This is a genomic window from Dolichospermum sp. LEGE 00240, from assembly GCF_015207875.1.
GTDB classification, from domain to species: Bacteria; Cyanobacteriota; Cyanobacteriia; order Cyanobacteriales; family Nostocaceae; genus Dolichospermum; species Dolichospermum gracile.
Genome location: NZ_JADEVZ010000029.1, coordinates 1 through 19,182 on the forward strand (window position 1 = coordinate 1; position 19,182 = coordinate 19,182).

Below are 19,182 nucleotides of genomic sequence, written 5' to 3' on the forward strand. Positions count from 1 at the left end.
TCTTACCCCAATCTTCTGGAGGTATCTGTTCTAAGTGATTGACGCGATTTAGTTCCATGTCACTTAATTTATCACATTTTGGAGGTAATTTTTTAACGATCGCTCTTCTACCCCCCTGAACGGTTACGTTTTTTGTTACCCATTCTCCCGCCATAAATTTTACTGGCCGTTGGTTGAGGGTATATTGTTTAAATAGTTCTCGTAATGCACCAGAAAGGGTAGATTCCATCATGGGAAATTGACTCTGATCGGTACTATTTGGTAAAGGGTCGTAACGCAATACCGGAGGGGAAAAGAAGACTGTTAGGGGCATTTCTGGGCGGTTGTGGACTATTTCCAGAGTGTCATCAGCAATGCCAAAAAAGGGACTATTGCGATCTCTTCTAGCATCATCACGATTTTGTTTATCTCGTTGTCGGGTAATTTGCGCGTCAAGATAGCGGATTTCAATGGCAAATTGTTGATCTGTTTCAGTTTTCCATTTTTGAAAGGCAATATTATCAGTTTGGATGGCAATTTGTACTTCTGCTTTGAATTTTTCAATTGCTTGGGTAAATTCTCGTTGTTTTTCTGCTTCTAATACTTGGAATGCTTGCCGCATTTTTTCTTGTGTGAGCAAAGTTTTTACTTCCATAGCTTTAAGAGTAAGGCTAAATTCCTTATCTCCTTGATGTTCTTTAGCTCTGACACTTTGCCGCATCATTTCCATTTTGGCATCAAATTCCATGCGTTTAATTGCCAAATTTTGAGCGTCATTATCGCGTTTTTGAGCAAGTGCTAAAGATTGTGTTTGGGTAGTAATGATACGGGTTTTATTTAATGCCATTAATGTGGGAGCGATAGTCCCAGCTAATTTAGCAATACCACCGACTATAGCGCCGAGAATACTCATGGATAAACTTCTTTTTTGTGGTTATTTATTCTGATGATTGAGATTCTTTTTCGAGTAAACTTTGTAATTGTTGAATTAGTACAGGAATATCATTATTAATTCCTCGCCATATCAATTTGAGCCTAACTTGAAAATATTCATGGGTAACAACATTTCGCATATCACCCATTAATCGCCAAGGAATTTCCGGGTAACGTTTCTTTATATCTTCAGGAATATGTTTAGAGGCTTCACCAATAATCATGTAGTCATAAAGTACGGCTTTGACGATAACCTTATTTTCGCAAAATGTTTCAAAACTCAGTCCTGCTGCACAGTCCCTAATTGTACGGGTGGAGTCAAGAATATCCTGAATACGAACCAGCCAATTTCTAGAAGACATAGACAATATCCTCTAAAATTGGTTGGCGCAAATGTTCACGTAAAGTATCTTTTGTTCCCATATCTACCGGACATTTTAATAAATCTTGAATATAGAGTTTAGCTTCAATAAACTGAAATAAACTCATTGATTCGGATAATTCTGCTAATAAATCTACATCACTATCAGAATGAGCTTCATTACGAGCAACAGAACCAAATAATTCAAGGGATCTTACTCCTAAGTCTTTTAATTCTTGTTGATGTGTTCTGAGAATTTGTAACACTTCTTCACGGTTCATAATTTGGTATTTCTCCTTATTTCTCCATTTTATTTGCAAGTCTCCTACTATCTTTCTAAATCCTTTACTTCCTTGGGAACTCCGGCTGTTAAAACCTCATTTCCATCTGCGGTAACTAATACATCATCTTCAATGCGAATCCCAATTCCTACCCAACGGGGGTCAATTTCCGGTTGGTCTTCGGCGGGTTTGGTATCCGGTACTATATAAAGTCCTGGTTCTATGGTTAGCACTTGGCCAGGTTGTAAGGTTTGGGGGTTTTCTCCATGTTGATAAACGCCGACATCATGGACATCTAAGCCTAACCAATGGCTGGTGCGGTGCATATAAAAGGGTTTATATTTTTCCTCGGCGATTAATTTATCAATTTCTCCTGTGAGTAAACCTAGTTCGACTAATCCTTCTGTTAATATCCGCACGGCTGCATTATGAGGTGCATGGAAGGAATTTCCCGGCTTTACTTCTGCTATGGCTTGTTTTTGTGCTGCTAATACGATTTCATATAATGCTTTTTGTTCTGGTGTGAACTTACCACTAACGGGAAATGTCCGGGTAATGTCAGAGTTGTAATAACCATAAGCGCAACCAGCATCAATCAAGAGTAGGTCATTTGCTTGCATTTGACAGTTGTTTTCGATGTAATGCAGTACGCAAGCATTTGTCCCCGATGCGACTATGGAAGGATAAGCTGGACCCATACCACCCCGTAACCGGAAAATATGTTCTATTTCGGCTTGGATTTCATATTCATAACGTCCGGGTGCGGTGGTTTTTAAAGCATGATTATGGGCTTCTACGGCAATTTCTACGGCTTGACGCATTAAATCTAATTCTGTTTTGCTCTTGTATAACCGCATATTGTTGAGGACAGTACCAGGATCAGCAATGGATGTGGGACCTGTACCGCGTTTGGGGTAGGTTCGCAGTAAACTTTGATAATGTTGGAGAATTTTGTCGTTAAAATGGCGATCGCGTCCTAAATGATAATAGATACAATTGGCTTTTTCTAAATATTGGGGTAACTTTTCATCTAACTCCGCAATGGGGTAAGCTACATCTGCACCATAAAATTCCTTAGCTGCGTCTATTCCACAACGATAACCACTCCAAACTTCCTTTTCTCGGTCTTTGGGTTGGACAAATAAGATAAACCGATGTTCTGGATGATGTGGTGCTAATACTGCGACTGCTTGGGCTTCGTTAAAGCCAGTTAAGTAAAAGAAATCACTATCTTGACGATAAATATACTCGACATCGTTGTGCATTACTGCGGTCGGCGCACTTCTAAAAATCGCTGTACCACTGCCTATTTTCGCCATTAACTGCTCACGACGTTGCCGATATTCTGTTTGCATAGTTGATTTATTGATAGTGTTGTTTTTGGCTTTAACAATTATAGACTACTGATAAATGTTGTCAGGAAAATTGTTAATTTTAGTTATTTTAACCAATTTTTAATTTCCTTGACAATCCATGCGGACTTTTAGGGATGAGATTGTCAAGAAAACAGGATTTCATTTTTAAATGATGACATTGATAAACAGAATATAAAATATTTTTTGATTGTTTAGATATTACTTTAAAAATTAAAAGTTAGTGTTGATGAACATTATTAAAATGTCTATAAATAATGACATTAAATCAAAATAATTAAGCAAATGTTTGTCATTTACAGAATCTTCATATAAATCAAATTAAAAATAGATGTTAATAACTCATAAAAACAAGTCATGGCTGATCAATTATCTTTAGATACAAGAAATTACGGTTTACAAGCTCAAAATAAAATCGAGCAAGCATCACCTCTTGAAGATTTAAATACTTCATCTTTTAGCGTTAGAAGTTCTTCTGTTTCTGCATTAGCCGATCCATTAGTTCCAACAAATCCATTACCTACATTGCCAATTGGAGGCAGTGCTAACCCCAATCCTAATCCTTATTTAACCAGTGCAGCAATTGTTCCTGATTTTAATGGTGATGGGAAAACAGATAAACTTTGGGTAAATGCTCAAACTGGTGAAATTTTAGTTCGCTTGATGAACGGAACTCAAGTTTTAGAACAGGCTTCCTTGGGTAAATATGACTTAAATACCTGGGAATATAAAACTGCTGATTTTAATAGCGATAATAAGACTGATTTCTTATTACGCAATAAGACAACTGGTGATAATGTGATTGTGCTAATGGATGGCGCAAAAGTTTCCAGTTACTTGACTTTAGATCGAGTTGATCCAGGTTGGAGTGCGAATATTGGCGATTTCAATGGCGATCGCAAAACTGATATTTTCTGGAATAATACTACTACTGGTGAAAATGCTATTTGGCAAATGGATGGAACAACCGTAGTTAGTGCAAATGTTCTAGAAACTACAGCACCAGGATTGACTGCTACCATTGTTGATTTTGATGGTAATGGTAAGAGTGACATCTTCTGGCGCAATTCCACCACAGGTGCAAATACCGCTTGGTTTATGGATGGTAGCCAAGCCACTAAGTATGATCTCCAATCTCAAGATGCTTCTTGGACTTCTACTCTTGGTGATTTTAACGGCGACTTCAAGACTGACGTTCTGTGGCGCAATACCGCTACAGGCGAGAATAAGATTTGGACAATGAATGGCGTTTTTGTGACTGAAGGTGTTGTCAGCACATTGGGTACAGATTGGAGTGCGAGAATTGGCGATTTCAATGGCGATGGTAAAACTGACATCTTCTGGCACAATGCGACTAGTGGGGCAAATACTGCTTGGTTGATGGATGGTACAGCGGTAAGTGCTGAAGCTTTCCTACCTAGCAATACTCCTGGTTTGACAGCATCTTTAGGTGATTTCAACGGTGATGGTAAGACGGATATCTACTGGAGAGATCAACAAACGTCCGCAGATAAAATCTGGACTATGGATGGAACTCTAGCGACTGAAACTCCTGTTGCTGATACAGAGAAGCTGACTCCAGAATGGTATACAGGTTGATTTGGTAATTGATCTATGATCAATTTATATTAGGCGATCGCTCTTTTGATTTTACAAGTAAGATCCCCGACTTCTCTCAGAAGTCGGGGATCTTATTGATCATCGCTCTTTTGATTTTACGGAAGGCGGCGACATAGGAATCGCTTTTTTGTGGCTGTTAAAGCTAATTACCCATTCTTTCGCTAAGATTGTGTGGGTATTCTCATGATTAGTAATTTGACAAATGATTGAAGTTGAGCATTTGAGTAAAATTTATGGTTCAACAACAGCAATTACTGATGTTACCTTTAGTGTTGAACCAGGGGAAATTTTAGGTTTCTTGGGACCGAATGGGGCTGGTAAAACCACAACTATGCGAATTTTAGCTGGTTATTTACCGGCTACAAGTGGGACAGCCAAGATTGCGGGTTATGATGTTCATGATCATTCTCTATTGGTGCGACAGCGAATTGGTTACTTACCAGAAACGCCCCCATTATATCCAGAGATGACTGTGGAGGGTTTTTTACACTTTGTCGCTCGGATTAAGGGAGTTTCTTCAGGCGATCGCCCCACAAAGGTAACAGCAGCTATTAACCGTTGTAACTTAGAAGATAAGCGCAAAGTTATTATTCGGAAACTTTCTAAAGGTTATCGGCAAAGAGTGGGAATTGCCCAGGCGATCGTTCATGATCCACCAGCTATTATTCTTGATGAACCTACCATTGGTCTTGATCCTCGGCAAATCATCGAAGTGCGAAACCTAATTAAAAGTTTAGCCGGAACACACACTATCATTTTGTCTACCCATATTCTCCCAGAAGTGAGCATGACCTGTAGTCGAGTTGCCATTATTAATCGGGGGCAAATAGTCGCAACGAATACCCCAGAAAATTTGATGACACAGTTAACAGGTGGGGTGGGATATGAGTTAGAAATCGGTGGAGATGCAGCCTTAGCTAGACAAATGCTGGAAAATATCGCTGATGTCAGTTCAGTAGAATTAATGCCTAACCATCAGCAATCGTCAGATGATCATACTTGCCTCCGGGTAATATTGCAGCCAGGAACAGAACCAGGAAAAGAAATTACTGCTGCTTTAATTCGGGCTGGGTTTGATTTATATGAAATGCGACGAATCAATGCCACACTAGAAGATGTTTTCTTAGAATTAACTACAGCAGAAAAGAATTTACCAATGGAAATAACCCCAGAAATTGAAGAAGGAGAAGCTGCATAAATGGGTATAGTTATCGCCAACATTATTGCCATTTATCGTCGAGAACTACAAAGTTATTTTGTTTCGCCATTAGCCTATGGAGTAGCTAGTGCATTTTGGTTTTTAGCCGGGTTATTTTTCGTGATGATTTTGTTAGGACCAGAAGGAATTTTAGTCACGGTTTCTGCTTATGATTTACAAGGACAACAAATGGGAGTCCCCGCCCCAACAATAGATGTTCCCTACGAATTTGTGCGGGCATTTTTAGATAGAATGGGGTGGTTAATGTTATTTGTATTACCGATTCTCTCAATGGGACTTTATGCCGAAGAACGGAAACGGGGAACTTTAGAACTACTAGCCACATCACCAATTACCAACTGGGCTGTAGCTGTGGGTAAATTATTAGGGGTATTGACATTTTTCTTAACTATGATTCTACCCTTAATGGGATTGGAGGCGATCGCTTTATCTAGTTCCAATCCACCCATATCACCCATAATTCCCTTACTTGGTCATTTAGGATTACTCTTACTAGCAGCAGCGATTTTATCTTTAGGAATGTTTATTTCCTCTTTAACAGACAGCACAATCCTATCGGCTGTCCTCACCTTTGCCCTCGTCATTTTGCTATTATTTATGGATTTAATTGCCAAAGCCATACCAGGACAAATGGGTGAAGCCGTGAGTCATTTATCCCTTCTCAAACATTATAACACCCTGATTCAAGGCATTTTTGATACTAGCGGCTTGATTTTATTTGCCAGTTACATTGTCTTAGGTATTTTTCTCACCGCCCAATCAATTGATGCACTCCGGTTTCAACGTCAGTAGGTGCGGGGTTTCCCCGCCCTTGTATTGTATGTTTACTCTATTCCCTATTCCCTATTCCCTATTCCCTATTCCCTATTCCCTATTCCCTATTCCCTATTCCCTATTCCCTAATGAATAAAAATAAACTTTGGAAACTTGTATTTTGGCTAGGACCATTCTTTTTAGCTGCCGGCTTAACCATTGGTTTAATATCAGAAAAATGGGGAATAATTCCCTTAGTATTAACAATATTAGGTTTAGTAATTTGTAGCCTCTGGATAATCATCCAAAGCCAACAAAGTAAATGGTGGCAAAAACGTTCCACCCAATCTGGTACTAACGCCCTTGTCGCCACCTTATCAGTATTAGTTATCTTAGGATTAATTAACTTTTTAGGTATTCGCTATCACCTGCGCCTAGATTTAACAGATAGTCAATTATTTACCCTATCCCCTCAATCAAGAGAATTAGTCAGTAACTTACCCGAAACCATGAAAGTTTGGTTATTTAGTAAAGAACAAAATCTCCAAGATCGAGAATTATTAGATAACTATCAGCGTCAAAGTAATAAATTTAAATTTGAGTATCTTGACCCTCAATTAAAGCCAGGAATAGCCGAGAAATTTGGTGTCAAAGATTATGGCGAAGTTTATCTAGAATTTCAAAACAAACGGCAATTAGTCCAGACAATTAATGAAAATGAACGTTTATCAGAAATAAAACTAACTAATCGCTTACAACAAATCACCAGTTCCACAACTGCTAAAGTTTATTTTCTTCAAGGTCATGGTGAACATCCACTTACAGCTAGTAAAGGGGCAATTTCCCAAGCAATTAAAGCATTAACCGATAAAAACTTTACTACATCAGCTTTGAATTTAGCAGAACAGCCACAAATTCCTGATGATGCTGCTGTTATCGTTGTCGCTGGACCTAAAAAAGAATTATTGATAGGGGAAGTTACAGCTTTACAAAATTATCTTAATCGTGGTGGTAACTTATTATTGATGATTGATCCCAATACTAACCCGAAAATAGACACTATTTTAAAAGATTGGGGTGTACGCTTAGATAATCGTTTGGCTATTGACACTTCTGGCGCAAATTTACAACTAGGACCCGCTGCTATTCTGGTGACAGAATATGGACAACATCCTATTACTCAAGATTTTGCTAAAAATATTTCTGTATATCCCTTAACTCGTCCTTTGGAAATTGATCCTGTTTCGGGTATCGAGTCTATGACTTTATTGAAAACTAAACCCTATCCCAACAGTTGGGCAGAAAGTGATCAAAAAAGTGAAAAATTAGAGTTTAATGAAGGTCAAGATTTAAAAGGACCTTTAACTTTAGGAGTAGCACTAACTAGAAAGTTATCAAATGCAATTCCCACAAGTTCACCAACACCAACTCCTACAAGTTCACCAACACCAGCCTCCACAAGTTCACCAACACCAGCCTCCACAAGTTCACCAACACCAACTCCCACAAGTTCTCAACCTACTGCTAAAGAATCCAGATTAGTAGTATTTGGAAACTCAAATTTTGCCGTTGATGGTTTATTTGAACAACAATTAAATGGAGATGTATTTTTAAACTCAGTTAGTTGGCTAAGTCAACAAGACCAACAACTTCTCTCAATTCGTCCTAAAGAACCAAAAAATCGCCGCATTGTTATCTCAATCCTTCAAGCTAATTGGTTAACAATAGTTGCTGTGTTTGTATTGCCTTTAATGGGATTAATTACAGGTTTTGTGATTTGGTGGAAACGCCGATGAAAAATAAATTAGTAATTCATGATGCTAAATTAAAACATTGGCTTTGTTTTCAAAATCCCGATGAAATTATCAAAGCTGATAGTATTGATCAAGTTGTGCCTAAATTGCAACTTGTAAATGATTTAATCGCCAAACATCAAATGTATGCAGCGGGTTTCATTAGTTATGAAGCTTCCACCGCTTTTGATTCCATCCTAGAAACCCATTGTTCTGGTTCATTTCCCCTACTTTGGTTTGGATTATATAAAAAACCAGAAATTATTGAATTACCAAAACCGACCTTACCGACAGAATATCAACTCAATTGGAAACCTTCAGTTAGTGAAGCCGAATATCATCAGGCCATTAGTAAAATCAAAGAATATATTGCTTTGGGGGAAACATATCAAGTTAATTATACCTTACGACTAAATGCACCCTTTAATGGCGATAGTTGGGAATTATTTCTCAAATTAGTACAAGCACAAAACGCCGACTATGGGGCTTATGTTGACATTGATAACTTTGCTATTTGTTCCGCTTCCCCAGAACTATTTTTTGATCTTGACGGTAATAATTTAACCTCTCGTCCCATGAAAGGAACAGCAGCTAGAGGTTTAACATTAGCGACAGACCAGGATATTGCTAATCAACTACATTTTTCTGAAAAAAACCGCGCCGAAAATGTGATGATTGTGGATATGATTCGCAATGATATGGGAAGAATAGCTAATATTAATACTGTCAAAGTTCCCCATTTATTCAATGTTGAAAAATATCCCACAGTTTGGCAAATGACATCCACAGTCACAGCCAAAACTACAGCTTCCCTAAGTGAAATTATGAGGGCGTTGTTTCCCTGCGCGTCTATTACTGGCGCACCTAAAGCCCGGACTATGCAAATTATTCAGAAGTTGGAAAATACACCGCGCCGCATCTATACTGGATGTATTGGATTTATTAGTCCCCACCGTCAAGCGCAATTTAATGTGGCTATTCGGACTGTATTAATTGATCAGGAAAATAGTCAAGCTGAGTATGGAGTCGGAGGAGGAATTGTTTGGGATTCTGTAAGTAGTGATGAATATCAAGAATGTCAAATTAAAGCCCAAGTTCTCACGTTGAATCAAGCAGATTTTTCACTTTTAGAAACGATATTATGGCAACCTAATCATGGTTATTTTGTTTTAGATTATCATTTACAACGGTTGCATTCCTCAGCAATTTACTTTAATTTTAAAGTTGATATCAATAGTTTAAGAAAACAACTTGATGAATTAACAAAAACATTTTTAAGTCAAGCTTATAAAGTGCGGTTGTTATTAGATTATTATGGTGAGATTACATATCAAACTATACCTTTATCTCCTGTGAATAATCAGGAATTTGTTAAACTAAGTATGTGTTGCACACCCATTGACTCTAATAATCCATTTTTGTATCATAAAACGACTAATCGCCAAGTTTATGAAACAGCAAAAGCTGCTTTTCCTGATTGCGACGATGTTTTGTTGTGGAATGAAAGAGGTGAAATCACAGAAACTTGTATTGGTAATATTGTGGTAGAGTTGAATGGAGAATTATTGACACCTTCGGTAAAATGCGGTTTGTTAGCAGGTACTTTTCGCGCTGATTTACTTGAAAAAGGAAAAATCAGAGAAGAAATTATTGCAGTGGAACAGTTACAATATATCAATCGCATTTATATAATTAACTCAGTGCAAAAATGGCGAGAAGCGGTTTTAATTTCTAACTAATTAGATAATTTAGTAATATTCAACATGAAATTACCAAAAACGACTTTAATTTTAATACTTTTAGCCTTGGGATTAGGTAGTTTTGTCTACTTTCATGAAATCAAAGGTAAAAATCAGCAAACAGAAATAAAAACCCCAAAACAGAAAATTTTCGCTTTTAATGCTGATGATGTGCAATCTTTAACAATTAATTTTAAGGAAACAAGATTACAAATAGAGAAAAGAAATACAACTGAAAAGCCTCAATGGGAAATCAAATCGCCTATCTCAGCACTGGCAAATGATGCAATTGTTTCTTATTTAATGGATTTATTAGTTAAGGGCAAAAGTGAAATAACAGTATCAGTTTTACCCACTGAATTATCAGAATTTGGTTTAGATAAACCTGTAGCGACCATTGATGTTAAACTAAAAAATAAACAAAGCCATCAATTGATTTTAGGTAAAGGTGATTTTAATAATCAATTTTTATATGCTCAAGCTGATGGTAACAAAAATATGAATTTATTGTTAGTGTCTAAAGATTTTGTGAATGCAGTTAATCGAGATATATCTGAATGGAAACAACCAGAGGAAAAGACTGATGTACAGCCATTACCTAGTCTTCCTTTCCCAACTCCTCCAAATAAATAATTAAGCCCTGGCGACTGGAAGTCGTGGCTATACAAACAAAGTCCGCCTGCGCGGACTAATTAAAAATCAATAACTACTTTATTTACTCCAATGACAAAACAAACAGCAACGTTATTAATTTCTTGTCCAGATCAACGGGGATTAGTAGCAAAATTTGCCAATTTTATCTATGCTAATGGTGGTAATATTATTCATGCAGATCAACATACAGATTTTGAAGCTGGACTATTTCTGACTCGCATAGAGTGGCAATTAAAAGGATTTAATTTACCCAAGGATGTAATTAATCCTGCTTTTAATGCAATTGCCCAACCCTTAAATGCAAAATGGGAATTACACTTTTCTGATACTCTTCCCCGCATTGCTATTTGGGTAAGTCGTCAAGATCATTGTTTATTTGATTTAATTTGGAGACATCGCGCTAAAGAATTTCATGGGGAGATTCCTTTAATTATGAGTAATCATCCAGACTTACAACCGATAGTTGAACAATTCGGTATTGGTTACCATTACTTACCTATTACTAAGGACAATAAACAAGAACAGGAAGCTAAACAACTAAAATTACTGCATGAATACAAAATTGATTTAGTAGTTTTAGCCAAATATATGCAAATAGTTAGTGCAGATTTCATTGAAAAATTCCCGCAAATCATTAATATTCATCATTCATTTTTACCTGCATTTATTGGGGCTAATCCCTATCATCGCGCCTTTGAAAGAGGTGTAAAAATTATTGGTGCAACAGCCCATTACGCTACGGCCGACTTAGATGCAGGACCGATTATTGAACAGGATGTGGTGCGGGTAAGTCATCGAGATGAGGTGAATGATTTAATTAGAAAAGGTAAAGATTTAGAAAGAATTGTGTTAGCTAGGGCGGTAAGATTGCATTTACAAAATCGCGTTTTAGTTTATGGAAATAGAACTGTAGTTTTTGAGTAAATTTATTTAATCTGAATTGATCATCTTAGCTATCGTTTCCATCATCAAAAAAAGCCTATGAGAATAATCAGGAAAGCAAATAAATTGATAATGCTCATAAAAAGAACGGGCTTTATCATCTTTAGCATCAACAACTACCGCAATTGTCGCAATTTCATTTTGTAAACTACGATATAGGGCATCCATTAACAACATTTCCCCTAAACCTTTTTGACGATGATTTTTATCAACTGCTAATCTACCTAAAAGGGTAGCGGGAAGTTGAGGATATTTTGGTAGTTTTTTAGTAATTTCTATCGGCAATTCTCCGATCTGAATACTTGTTGATGATAGTGTGTAATAACCTGCTACGAAACCAGAACTTTTTTCTACTAAAAGAAATGGGGCTGCTATGTAATTACGTGCATCTTGCCCAGCTTTTTTTTGCAAATAATCATCTAATTGATCAACACCACAACAAAAAGCCGCCCGGTTATGCTTTTTGCCTAGCGGCTCTATTAAATAATTCTCAAAAGCATCAAAATTATCTGTTTACTGCACTTATACACCCATATTCTTTTTATAGCGTTGAGCCGCAAGCTGTAACTTTTCACTGGGTTTCGGTGGATTAAGCAGTGCTTCTACAAAAACTTCTTGGTCTTTTCTGCTTAAAACCATGATTTCATTTTCCTGAATAATCTGGTTTGCAGCACTGACAAGACTGCTAACTACAAAATCTGTAAGTGTTCGCCCTTGAATATCTGCCGCACGTTGAAACAATTCCTTATTTTCTGGACTGATACGGGCTTCTAATCGTTCTGATTTGGAACGCAAGGATTTTTCTGGGCTGTTTCTAGCCACTGAGTGAGTCATGATACTTTCTACACAATAAATGTGATGTGTAAATCTTTAATGTACGGCAAAACTCCTAACAAATAATAGTGTACTGATTTATTCAACAAATGTCAACTATCCCCAGTCTCCAGACTTGCCACCTGTCTTACTGACTAAATGAATCGCCTCAATTTGAATCGTTTTTTCTAACGCTTTAGCCATATCATATAAAGTTAAAGCGGCAATAGATACCGCTGTTAAAGCTTCCATTTCCACACCTGTTTCTGCTTTAGTTTTGACAGTGGCATCAATTTGATAACCGGGTAGTTGGGCATCGGGGATAATCTCAACGGTAATTTTTTGCAACGGTAAGGGGTGACAGAGAGGAATTAAATTCGCTGTCTGTTTAGCAGCCATGATTCCCGCTAACCTAGCAGTTGCTAAAACGTCGCTTTTGGGAGTGTTTCCGGCTTGAATAGCGGCGAATGTCTCAGGTAACATTCGTACCTTACCAGTGGCTACTGCTTGGCGAATAGTGGCTATTTTGCTGGATACATCAACCATTCGGGCTTGTCCTTGGGCATCCAAATGGGTTAGCGAAAAAGAATTTGAAAAATTAGCTTGCGTCATTGGGAAAGTGTGTGCTACTATGAAATTCGTGAGTCAAGGGTGTGTAGCTCAGTGGACTAGAGCACGTGGCTACGAACCACGGTGTCGGGGGTTCGAATCCCTCCTCGCCCACTATCTGATTTTAGATGCACAAGTTCCTTTTTTGGAGTTTGTGCATTTTCGATCAGTGCGGGTATATATGAATGGGCGCAGGGACTGCGCCCCTACGATTGCTTGACGGCATAGATATCTTCTGTACGACCAAGGGCAAAACGCAGAGATTGAGGAATATTGCGGCTAGACTGGGTAAAGAAGATGATCATGGCGATAATGGTTAAACCTGTGGTCAAACCAAACATATTTCGATAACCTAGTGTTTCGGCAAATGTACCAAAAATTGGACCAGCGATCGCTAAACCGATATCAAATCCCATTAAGGAAGCACCAAATATTCTCCCGCGTTCGTGGGGTAACGCCCTATCTGTCATCAATACAGAAATCATGGGAATAAGTGTACCAGAAGCAGCACCTTCCATCAATGCTGCCAATAAAAACATGAAGGAGTTAGTTGCTTGCCAAATGCAGATGACAGAGAATGTATAAGCTATCAAACTCATGGTGACAAATAAACCCCTTCCATATCTATCAGAAGCTTTACCAGTAAATAATCTACAACTAAAACTGGAGACAGCCGCCGCAGTAAAAAATAAACCTGGATTTAAATCAACTCCGGTTGATTTGATAAATAGGGAGATGAAAGTATGCAAACTACCTAAAGTCAAACCACTCAGGAGTAAGACGATAGCGGGAATCCGCACCCGAGGACTAGTTAATATTTGCCAAAAGTTATCATTTTTACTGTTAGTTGGTTTGGTGACAATTGGTGGATTAATAATCGGGATGATACATAATAAACCCAAGGAACATAAAGCCGCAGATGAGAGAAATAATGGGGTATAACCAGCACTTGCTTGTAAAAATCCCCCGATAGCCGGACCTATTCCCACACCTAAAGGACTCACCAAACTCATGTAACCAACGACTTCACCTCGGCGGTGTTCTGGTGCTAAATCGCTGACTAGGGCAATGTAAGCTGTGGCAAAAGCGGCGATACTAATGCCATGAAAGGCACGAATTACCATGAGGGGAATAATTGATTTTACACATAAATATCCCAAAGGAGCGATCGCTGCTGCGGACATTCCAATCAATAATACTATTTTACGACCCCGAGTATCTGCTAAAGCACCCATTGACGGGCGACATAGCAACATCCCCATGGCAAAGCTACCCATGACAATGCCAATTTCTTGTTTGCTTGCACCAATATGTTCAATATATAAGGGTAAGGTAGGCAATAATGAAGCCAAACCTGACCAGAAAAACAGACCCGCTGCAAATAACATGAGCAGGTTTTTTCGCAGATTAGCGTCAAAAGTATCAAAGGCTTTCACGGCAGATGCAATAATGCTAAAAGTATTATTTCTCTATTGTTACGTTACTTAACATTTTTTGCCACAACTTCTCGCACCCGATAGATGGGTCGTCCTTGAGATTCATGATAAGTCCGCATCAGTAATTCTGCCAAAAGACCGAAGCAAAATAGCTGCACTCCTGTTACTAACAGCAACACTGCCAAAATCAACAAAGGACGATTACCAATATCTACATGAAAAGCCAATTTGACGACAGTTAAATATACGCCTATCACCCCACCAGAAACCATGGAAATTAAGCCTAACAGCCCAAAAACGTGCATAGGACGGGTGAGAAACTTCTTCATAAATAGAATAGTTAATAAATCCATCAATACCCGAAAAGTCCGTGATATCCCATACTTACTTTGTCCAAACCGCCGCGCATGATGACGCACAGGTACTTCTGTAATTCTCGCCCCTTCGATATATGCCAATGCAGGTAGAAAGCGGTGTAGTTCTCCATACAGATTCATGTCTGCCACCAATTCCGCCCGATAGGCTTTTAAAGAACAACCATAATCATGAATATAGACGCTTGTAGCCCCACGAATTAACCAATTGGCAATTTTAGAAGGAAGTAGGCGATTGACCGCCCCATCTTGGCGATTTTGCCGCCAACCACTAACTAAATCATAACCTTCATCTAACTTTGCCAATAACATCGGCATATCAGCGGGGTCATTTTGCAAATCAGCGTCTAAAGTCACAATTACTTTAGCTGTAGCATAATTAAAACCCGCAGACATGGCCGCAGTTTGCCCATAGTTACGTCGCAAAATCACCGCTTTTAAATCAGTGCGCCTTTGGGCTTGTGCTTTGAGAAATTCTGCTGTACCATCACTAGAACCATCATCTACACAAATAATTTCATAATTCAATTTACTAGCGGTGAGAGTCGCAGCAATAGCTTCTAGTAATAAAGGTAAACTTTCGACCTCATCTTTAATGGGGACAACTACAGATACATCTAAAATTGGTGATTGGTCATTGGTCATTGCTAGATAGTTGATAACTGATGGTTAATTTTACATGGTTGAGGAAATGCAAATACAAAAATATTCACTTTATAGCGTGTATTAACTCAAGTTGCTAGTTGTCTTGTTGAGGCTGGTAATGGGTAATTGATTTTCATACCTCAATTCACCTGAGTTCGGTGTTAGGAGTTTCTCCTTCGGAGACGCTACGCGAACGGAGTTATGATTTTTTCAACGAGATCATCAGGGTTTGAGACTCATGGCGAGTTTTCCACAAATTATCTTATGTCGAACTCAGGTTCAATTCAGCAATACCAAAAATCTTTAGGATAAAGATTTTTGTTTGAAGGCGTTAAATTTCTGAGCTAATTCTTGCCGAGTCTCATATTTGATAAGATAACGGAAAGTAAACCAGATAGAATAAAACAAGCCAATCAACTCGAAAATCGGTTGTAGCAACGGGAAATCATTAACAGCATCTAGTAATGCGATCGCTACCTTAACTGTGACAAAAGCTGATAAAATTAAGGCTAAAGTGATTAAACCCTGTTTATTGTTGTTAAAAATACTGCCTAAATAATCTGGCAGTTGGTTGAAAAATTCAACAATTTGTCTAATAATTTGCTGCCATTGAGATTCAGATTGCTTAGGAGCAAGTAATTTTGGTAAACGGCGATTGTCTGCATCTGAAAAAGATCCACTATCTTCTGGTGAAGAAGAATTTCCTTGTGCTGTTTGCTGTGCTTGAGTTTCCATCATAATTATCATTTAGGAATTGCAACATTTTTCGACAAGTGCATAGTTCACTCTATCGTCTCATAATCAGCTTGTGAGTTATTTTCCTCGTTTAAATTAATATTGAATTGCGGTATTTGTATGTTGGTCAAGGAAGAATGATATTCTTCTGTCAGATTTATTTGGGTGGCATCTTCTGATGTGGAATCCTCTTCACTAGCCTGGTTGTAAACATCTGTACCAATAGCAAAGATAGTTTGTTGGAAATCCTCTAAAAGGGTTTTAAACTTCCCTGGGGACAGACGGGAATTGTTCATTGCGGCTTGCAGTTGTTCAACTTTCTGATTAGCTACAGCTATCAATGGCTTACTGAGTAGATTGGAATTAGCCCGTAATGTTGAAGTATAGGTACACAAGAGATTATTAGCTTGGTTTTTGAGTTCCACCAGTTCTTTACGTCTTTGATCTTCTTCGGCAAATAATTCAGCCTGTTTCCGCATTTGCTCAATTTCTTTGTTGTTTAACCCGCCTGTACTCGTAATGCGGATGCTTTGTTCTCTGCCTGTACCTTTATCTTGCGCAGCAACTTTGAGGATGCCATTCACATCAATTTCAAAAGCGACTTCAATTTGGGGAACACCACGAGGAGCAGGAGGAATACCACTGAGGAGAAATTTGCCCAGACTTTTGTTATCTTTAGCCATAGCACGTTCTCCTTGGAGGACATGAACTTCTACAGAGTTTTGACCATCAACGGCTGTAGAAAATATTTGGGCTTTGCTGGTGGGTATGGTGGTATTCCGGTCAATGATTTTGGTGAATACTTCTCCTAGTGTTTCAATCCCTAAAGATAAAGGTGTAACATCTAAAAGTAACAGGGTGTCTAATTCCCCCCCCAATACCCCGGCTTGGATAGCTGCACCCAAGGCTACGGCTTCATCAGGGTTGACGGAATGATCTGGGGTTTTGCCATTGAAAAATTTAATCAGGGCGTTTTGAACGGCAGGAATGCGGGTAGAACCCCCGACAAGAATAATCCTATCTATATTCTGTAGTTTGACTTCTGCATCTTTGATGGCTTGCATCATTGGGGCGATAGTCCCCTCGATTAAACTCCTTGTGAGTTCTTCAAATTGGGACCGGCTGAGTTCCATTTCCAGATGTTTGGGTCCGGTGGCATCAGCCGTGATAAATGGCAGGTTAATGGAGGTAACAACCATGCTGGATAGTTCGACTTTGGCTTTTTCCGCTGCTTCTCGCAGGCGTTGGAGTGCCATTTTGTCTTGGGTAATGTCTATGTTCTCTTCTGCCAGGAATCGCTCCACCATCCAGCAAACAATGGCATTATCAAAGTCGTCTCCGCCGAGATGATTATTACCACAGGTGGCTTTAACTTCAAAAACTCCATCTCCTAGTTGGAGAATAGATACGTCAAATGTGCCTCCGCCTAAGTCAAATACGAGGATTAATTGTTCTTGATCTTGTTTGTCTAAACCGAAGGCTAGGGCGGCCGCGGTGGGTTCGTTGATAATTCTTAATACTTCTAGCCCAGCAATAGTACCTGCATCTTTTGTGGCTTGTCTTTGAGCGTCTGTAAAATATGCTGGTACGGTAATTACGGCTTTTGTGACTTCGTCACCCAGGAAATTTTCCGCGTCTTGCTTGAGTTTTTTCAAGACCATAGCGGATATTTCTTGGGGTGTGTAGTTTTGGGCGCGAATTTGGACATCAACGGTGTTATCCCTGCCTTTGATACAATTATAAGGGACACGACCACGCTCTAATTCTGTGTCTTCCCAGCGACGACCGATAAATCTCTTGATACTGTAGACTGTGTTTTCGGCATTGGTTACAGCTTGTCGCTTGGCTAGTTGTCCGACTAGGCGATCATTAGCTTTACCAAAGGCTACGATACTAGGGGTAGTGCGTCCACCTTCGGAGTTGGCAATTACTTTTGGTTGCCCAGCTTCCAAAACAGCGACACAACTATTTGTAGTCCCTAAGTCAATCCCAATAACTTTTCCCATACTTGAATTATTTTTAGTAAGATGCTCTACCGTAATTACTCACAAGTGGTTGTGTCTTAGCTACAGGCAATGAATTTATGCAAACTTGATGCAAACTTTATTTAAAAACTTAGTATTACATTGGCATTCATAATTGATGATTCCATCTGGATGCTATGAGCATAAGGCAGTGAAACTTTAAGCAAGTATCAACAGCCTTATACTTTTTAGGCTAACTGTTATCTTGATTGGACAAATCTTCTGAGTCCACAGATATATCTTCTTTGGGCGCAGCTACTTTCACCATAGCATGGCGGAGTACACGATCGCCAAAATAATAGCCACGAACTAACTCTTCTAAAACTGTTCCTTCTGGATGTTCATCTGTCGGTTCTCGCATCACAGCTTCATGCAAATTCGGGTCAAATTCTTGACCTTCAGGACGCATGGGTGCTACACCTAAACGTTTGAGACAATCCACCAATTGTTTATAAACCCCTTGATAGCTCTTATGAATGGTCATTTCGCCATCGCCCTGGGGTTTGAGGTGCGCTCGCGCTCTTTCAAAATTATCAACGACAGGTAGCAATTCTGTAATCGTGTTGCGCTTTACCTGTAGGTCAATTTCTTCTTTTTCTTTGGCAGTTCGTTTACGGTAATTCTCAAAATCTGCGGCAATTCGCATATATTGAACACTACGGTCTTCTAATTGAGCCTTGAGAGTTTCAATCTGTTGAGATAAATCCGCTAAGACAGCGATATCTACTTCAATGGGGTTGGTTGTAGCATTACCATTTTCCTCAGTGAGTATATTATCTCCCTGTTCATTTATTTGGTTTACTACTTGCTCATTAGCTTCGCTGCTAGAGTCTTGGGGGTTAATTTCGGACGGGGAGTCACTTTTCATAAGAATATGTGGTAAGTGGAAAACTCAGTCA

The 19,182-nt window shown here is 38.8% G+C and carries 19 protein-coding genes and 1 tRNA gene; 8 read left to right on the forward strand and 12 right to left on the reverse strand.

The window, feature by feature from the left end:
* From IQ226_RS11640 to IQ226_RS11655, 4 genes are all read right to left on the reverse strand, one after another.
* A partial coding sequence (locus IQ226_RS11640) for a hypothetical protein (RefSeq protein ID WP_228039381.1) occupies positions 1–892 on the reverse strand: 892 nt, incomplete at its 3' end.
* Between the two features lie 25 nt (positions 893–917).
* Positions 918–1,274: a DUF86 domain-containing protein gene (locus tag IQ226_RS11645; RefSeq protein ID WP_193895527.1), complete on the reverse strand. Its 357-nt coding sequence runs from the start codon at positions 1,272–1,274 to the stop codon at positions 918–920.
* Complete coding sequence (locus tag IQ226_RS11650) at positions 1,264–1,554, reverse strand: nucleotidyltransferase family protein (protein WP_193895529.1); 291 nt, start codon at positions 1,552–1,554, stop codon at positions 1,264–1,266. Before IQ226_RS11650 ends, IQ226_RS11645 begins: the two co-directional genes overlap by 11 nt.
* Positions 1,555–1,601: 47 nt before the next feature.
* On the reverse strand, positions 1,602–2,909 hold the full coding sequence (locus tag IQ226_RS11655; protein WP_193895531.1) for an aminopeptidase P N-terminal domain-containing protein: 1,308 nt from the start codon (positions 2,907–2,909) through the stop codon (positions 1,602–1,604).
* 375 nt (positions 2,910–3,284) lie between these two features.
* Between IQ226_RS11655 and IQ226_RS11660 the strand changes: the two genes are divergently transcribed.
* The 7 genes from IQ226_RS11660 to purU all read left to right on the forward strand — a co-directional run bounded on the left by IQ226_RS11660 (position 3,285) and on the right by purU (position 11,629).
* Complete coding sequence (locus IQ226_RS11660; RefSeq protein WP_193895533.1) at positions 3,285–4,526, forward strand: VCBS repeat-containing protein; 1,242 nt, start codon at positions 3,285–3,287, stop codon at positions 4,524–4,526.
* A 223-nt stretch (positions 4,527–4,749) separates the two neighbouring features.
* Positions 4,750–5,745 carry an ABC transporter ATP-binding protein gene (locus IQ226_RS11665; RefSeq protein ID WP_193895535.1) on the forward strand — a complete coding sequence of 332 codons (996 nt, stop codon included), beginning with the start codon at positions 4,750–4,752 and terminating at the stop codon, positions 5,743–5,745.
* Positions 5,746–6,558: an ABC transporter permease gene (locus IQ226_RS11670; protein ID WP_193895537.1), complete on the forward strand. Its 813-nt coding sequence runs from the start codon at positions 5,746–5,748 to the stop codon at positions 6,556–6,558.
* A 110-nt stretch (positions 6,559–6,668) separates the two neighbouring features.
* A complete protein-coding gene (locus tag IQ226_RS11675; RefSeq protein ID WP_193895539.1) occupies positions 6,669–8,315 on the forward strand; it encodes a Gldg family protein in 1,647 nt (548 codons plus the stop codon).
* Complete coding sequence (gene pabB, locus IQ226_RS11680) at positions 8,312–10,051, forward strand: aminodeoxychorismate synthase component I (protein ID WP_193895541.1); 1,740 nt, start codon at positions 8,312–8,314, stop codon at positions 10,049–10,051. Before IQ226_RS11675 ends, pabB begins: the two co-directional genes overlap by 4 nt.
* 24 nt (positions 10,052–10,075) lie before the next feature.
* Positions 10,076–10,684, forward strand: a complete 609-nt coding sequence (locus tag IQ226_RS11685; protein WP_193895543.1) for a DUF4340 domain-containing protein — start codon at positions 10,076–10,078, stop codon at positions 10,682–10,684.
* 90 nt (positions 10,685–10,774) lie between these two features.
* Entirely contained in the window at positions 10,775–11,629 is an 855-nt protein-coding gene (purU, locus tag IQ226_RS11690) for a formyltetrahydrofolate deformylase (RefSeq protein ID WP_193895545.1), read from the forward strand.
* A 6-nt stretch (positions 11,630–11,635) separates the two neighbouring features.
* Here the strand turns inward: purU and IQ226_RS11695 are convergent, their stop codons facing one another.
* From IQ226_RS11695 to moaC, 3 genes are all read right to left on the reverse strand, one after another.
* Positions 11,636–12,058 carry an N-acetyltransferase gene (locus tag IQ226_RS11695; RefSeq protein ID WP_228039382.1) on the reverse strand — a complete coding sequence of 141 codons (423 nt, stop codon included), beginning with the start codon at positions 12,056–12,058 and terminating at the stop codon, positions 11,636–11,638.
* Between the two features lie 111 nt (positions 12,059–12,169).
* Entirely contained in the window at positions 12,170–12,481 is a 312-nt protein-coding gene (locus IQ226_RS11700; protein ID WP_193895547.1) for a DUF1778 domain-containing protein, read from the reverse strand.
* 96 nt (positions 12,482–12,577) lie between these two features.
* Positions 12,578–13,072 carry a cyclic pyranopterin monophosphate synthase MoaC gene (gene moaC / locus IQ226_RS11705; RefSeq protein WP_193895549.1) on the reverse strand — a complete coding sequence of 165 codons (495 nt, stop codon included), beginning with the start codon at positions 13,070–13,072 and terminating at the stop codon, positions 12,578–12,580.
* A gap of 37 nt (positions 13,073–13,109) precedes the next feature.
* Here moaC and IQ226_RS11710 point away from each other — a divergent pair.
* Positions 13,110–13,183 (forward strand) — tRNA-Arg (locus IQ226_RS11710).
* Between the two features lie 92 nt (positions 13,184–13,275).
* Here the strand turns inward: IQ226_RS11710 and IQ226_RS11715 are convergent.
* The 5 genes from IQ226_RS11715 to grpE all read right to left on the reverse strand — a co-directional run bounded on the left by IQ226_RS11715 (position 13,276) and on the right by grpE (position 19,151).
* Positions 13,276–14,505: an MFS transporter gene (locus IQ226_RS11715; RefSeq protein WP_193895551.1), complete on the reverse strand. Its 1,230-nt coding sequence runs from the start codon at positions 14,503–14,505 to the stop codon at positions 13,276–13,278.
* Between the two features lie 44 nt (positions 14,506–14,549).
* On the reverse strand, positions 14,550–15,524 hold the full coding sequence (locus IQ226_RS11720; protein ID WP_193895553.1) for a glycosyltransferase family 2 protein: 975 nt from the start codon (positions 15,522–15,524) through the stop codon (positions 14,550–14,552).
* A 303-nt stretch (positions 15,525–15,827) separates the two neighbouring features.
* Positions 15,828–16,262, reverse strand: a complete 435-nt coding sequence (locus IQ226_RS11725) for a CAAD domain-containing protein (RefSeq protein ID WP_370567124.1) — start codon at positions 16,260–16,262, stop codon at positions 15,828–15,830.
* 44 nt (positions 16,263–16,306) lie between these two features.
* The gene (gene dnaK / locus IQ226_RS11730; RefSeq protein ID WP_193895557.1) at positions 16,307–18,265 is read right to left on the reverse strand and encodes a molecular chaperone DnaK; all 1,959 of its coding nucleotides are present in this window, start codon (positions 18,263–18,265) and stop codon (positions 16,307–16,309) included.
* Between the two features lie 211 nt (positions 18,266–18,476).
* Positions 18,477–19,151: a nucleotide exchange factor GrpE gene (grpE, locus tag IQ226_RS11735; protein WP_193895560.1), complete on the reverse strand. Its 675-nt coding sequence runs from the start codon at positions 19,149–19,151 to the stop codon at positions 18,477–18,479.
* Between the last annotated feature and the right edge of the window lie 31 nt (positions 19,152–19,182).

What these genes read in the sequence shown, in the direction of transcription:
- IQ226_RS11655 (WP_193895531.1), bottom strand. Translation starts at nt 2,909, where the DNA reads ATGCAAACAGAATATCGGCAACGTCGTGAGCAGTTAATGGCGAAAATA.
- IQ226_RS11700 (WP_193895547.1), bottom strand. Translation starts at nt 12,481, where the DNA reads ATGACTCACTCAGTGGCTAGAAACAGCCCAGAAAAATCCTTGCGTTCC.
- moaC (WP_193895549.1), bottom strand. Translation starts at nt 13,072, where the DNA reads ATGACGCAAGCTAATTTTTCAAATTCTTTTTCGCTAACCCATTTGGAT.
- dnaK (WP_193895557.1), bottom strand. Translation starts at nt 18,265, where the DNA reads ATGGGAAAAGTTATTGGGATTGACTTAGGGACTACAAATAGTTGTGTC.
- purU (WP_193895545.1), top strand. Translation starts at nt 10,775, where the DNA reads ATGACAAAACAAACAGCAACGTTATTAATTTCTTGTCCAGATCAACGG.
- pabB (WP_193895541.1), top strand. Translation starts at nt 8,312, where the DNA reads ATGAAAAATAAATTAGTAATTCATGATGCTAAATTAAAACATTGGCTT.
- IQ226_RS11645 (WP_193895527.1), bottom strand. Translation starts at nt 1,274, where the DNA reads ATGTCTTCTAGAAATTGGCTGGTTCGTATTCAGGATATTCTTGACTCC.
- grpE (WP_193895560.1), bottom strand. Translation starts at nt 19,151, where the DNA reads ATGAAAAGTGACTCCCCGTCCGAAATTAACCCCCAAGACTCTAGCAGC.
- IQ226_RS11685 (WP_193895543.1), top strand. Translation starts at nt 10,076, where the DNA reads ATGAAATTACCAAAAACGACTTTAATTTTAATACTTTTAGCCTTGGGA.
- IQ226_RS11675 (WP_193895539.1), top strand. Translation starts at nt 6,669, where the DNA reads ATGAATAAAAATAAACTTTGGAAACTTGTATTTTGGCTAGGACCATTC.
- IQ226_RS11665 (WP_193895535.1), top strand. Translation starts at nt 4,750, where the DNA reads ATGATTGAAGTTGAGCATTTGAGTAAAATTTATGGTTCAACAACAGCA.
- IQ226_RS11720 (WP_193895553.1), bottom strand. Translation starts at nt 15,524, where the DNA reads ATGACCAATGACCAATCACCAATTTTAGATGTATCTGTAGTTGTCCCC.
- IQ226_RS11650 (WP_193895529.1), bottom strand. Translation starts at nt 1,554, where the DNA reads ATGAACCGTGAAGAAGTGTTACAAATTCTCAGAACACATCAACAAGAA.
- IQ226_RS11670 (WP_193895537.1), top strand. Translation starts at nt 5,746, where the DNA reads ATGGGTATAGTTATCGCCAACATTATTGCCATTTATCGTCGAGAACTA.
- IQ226_RS11660 (WP_193895533.1), top strand. Translation starts at nt 3,285, where the DNA reads ATGGCTGATCAATTATCTTTAGATACAAGAAATTACGGTTTACAAGCT.
- IQ226_RS11725 (WP_370567124.1), bottom strand. Translation starts at nt 16,262, where the DNA reads ATGATGGAAACTCAAGCACAGCAAACAGCACAAGGAAATTCTTCTTCA.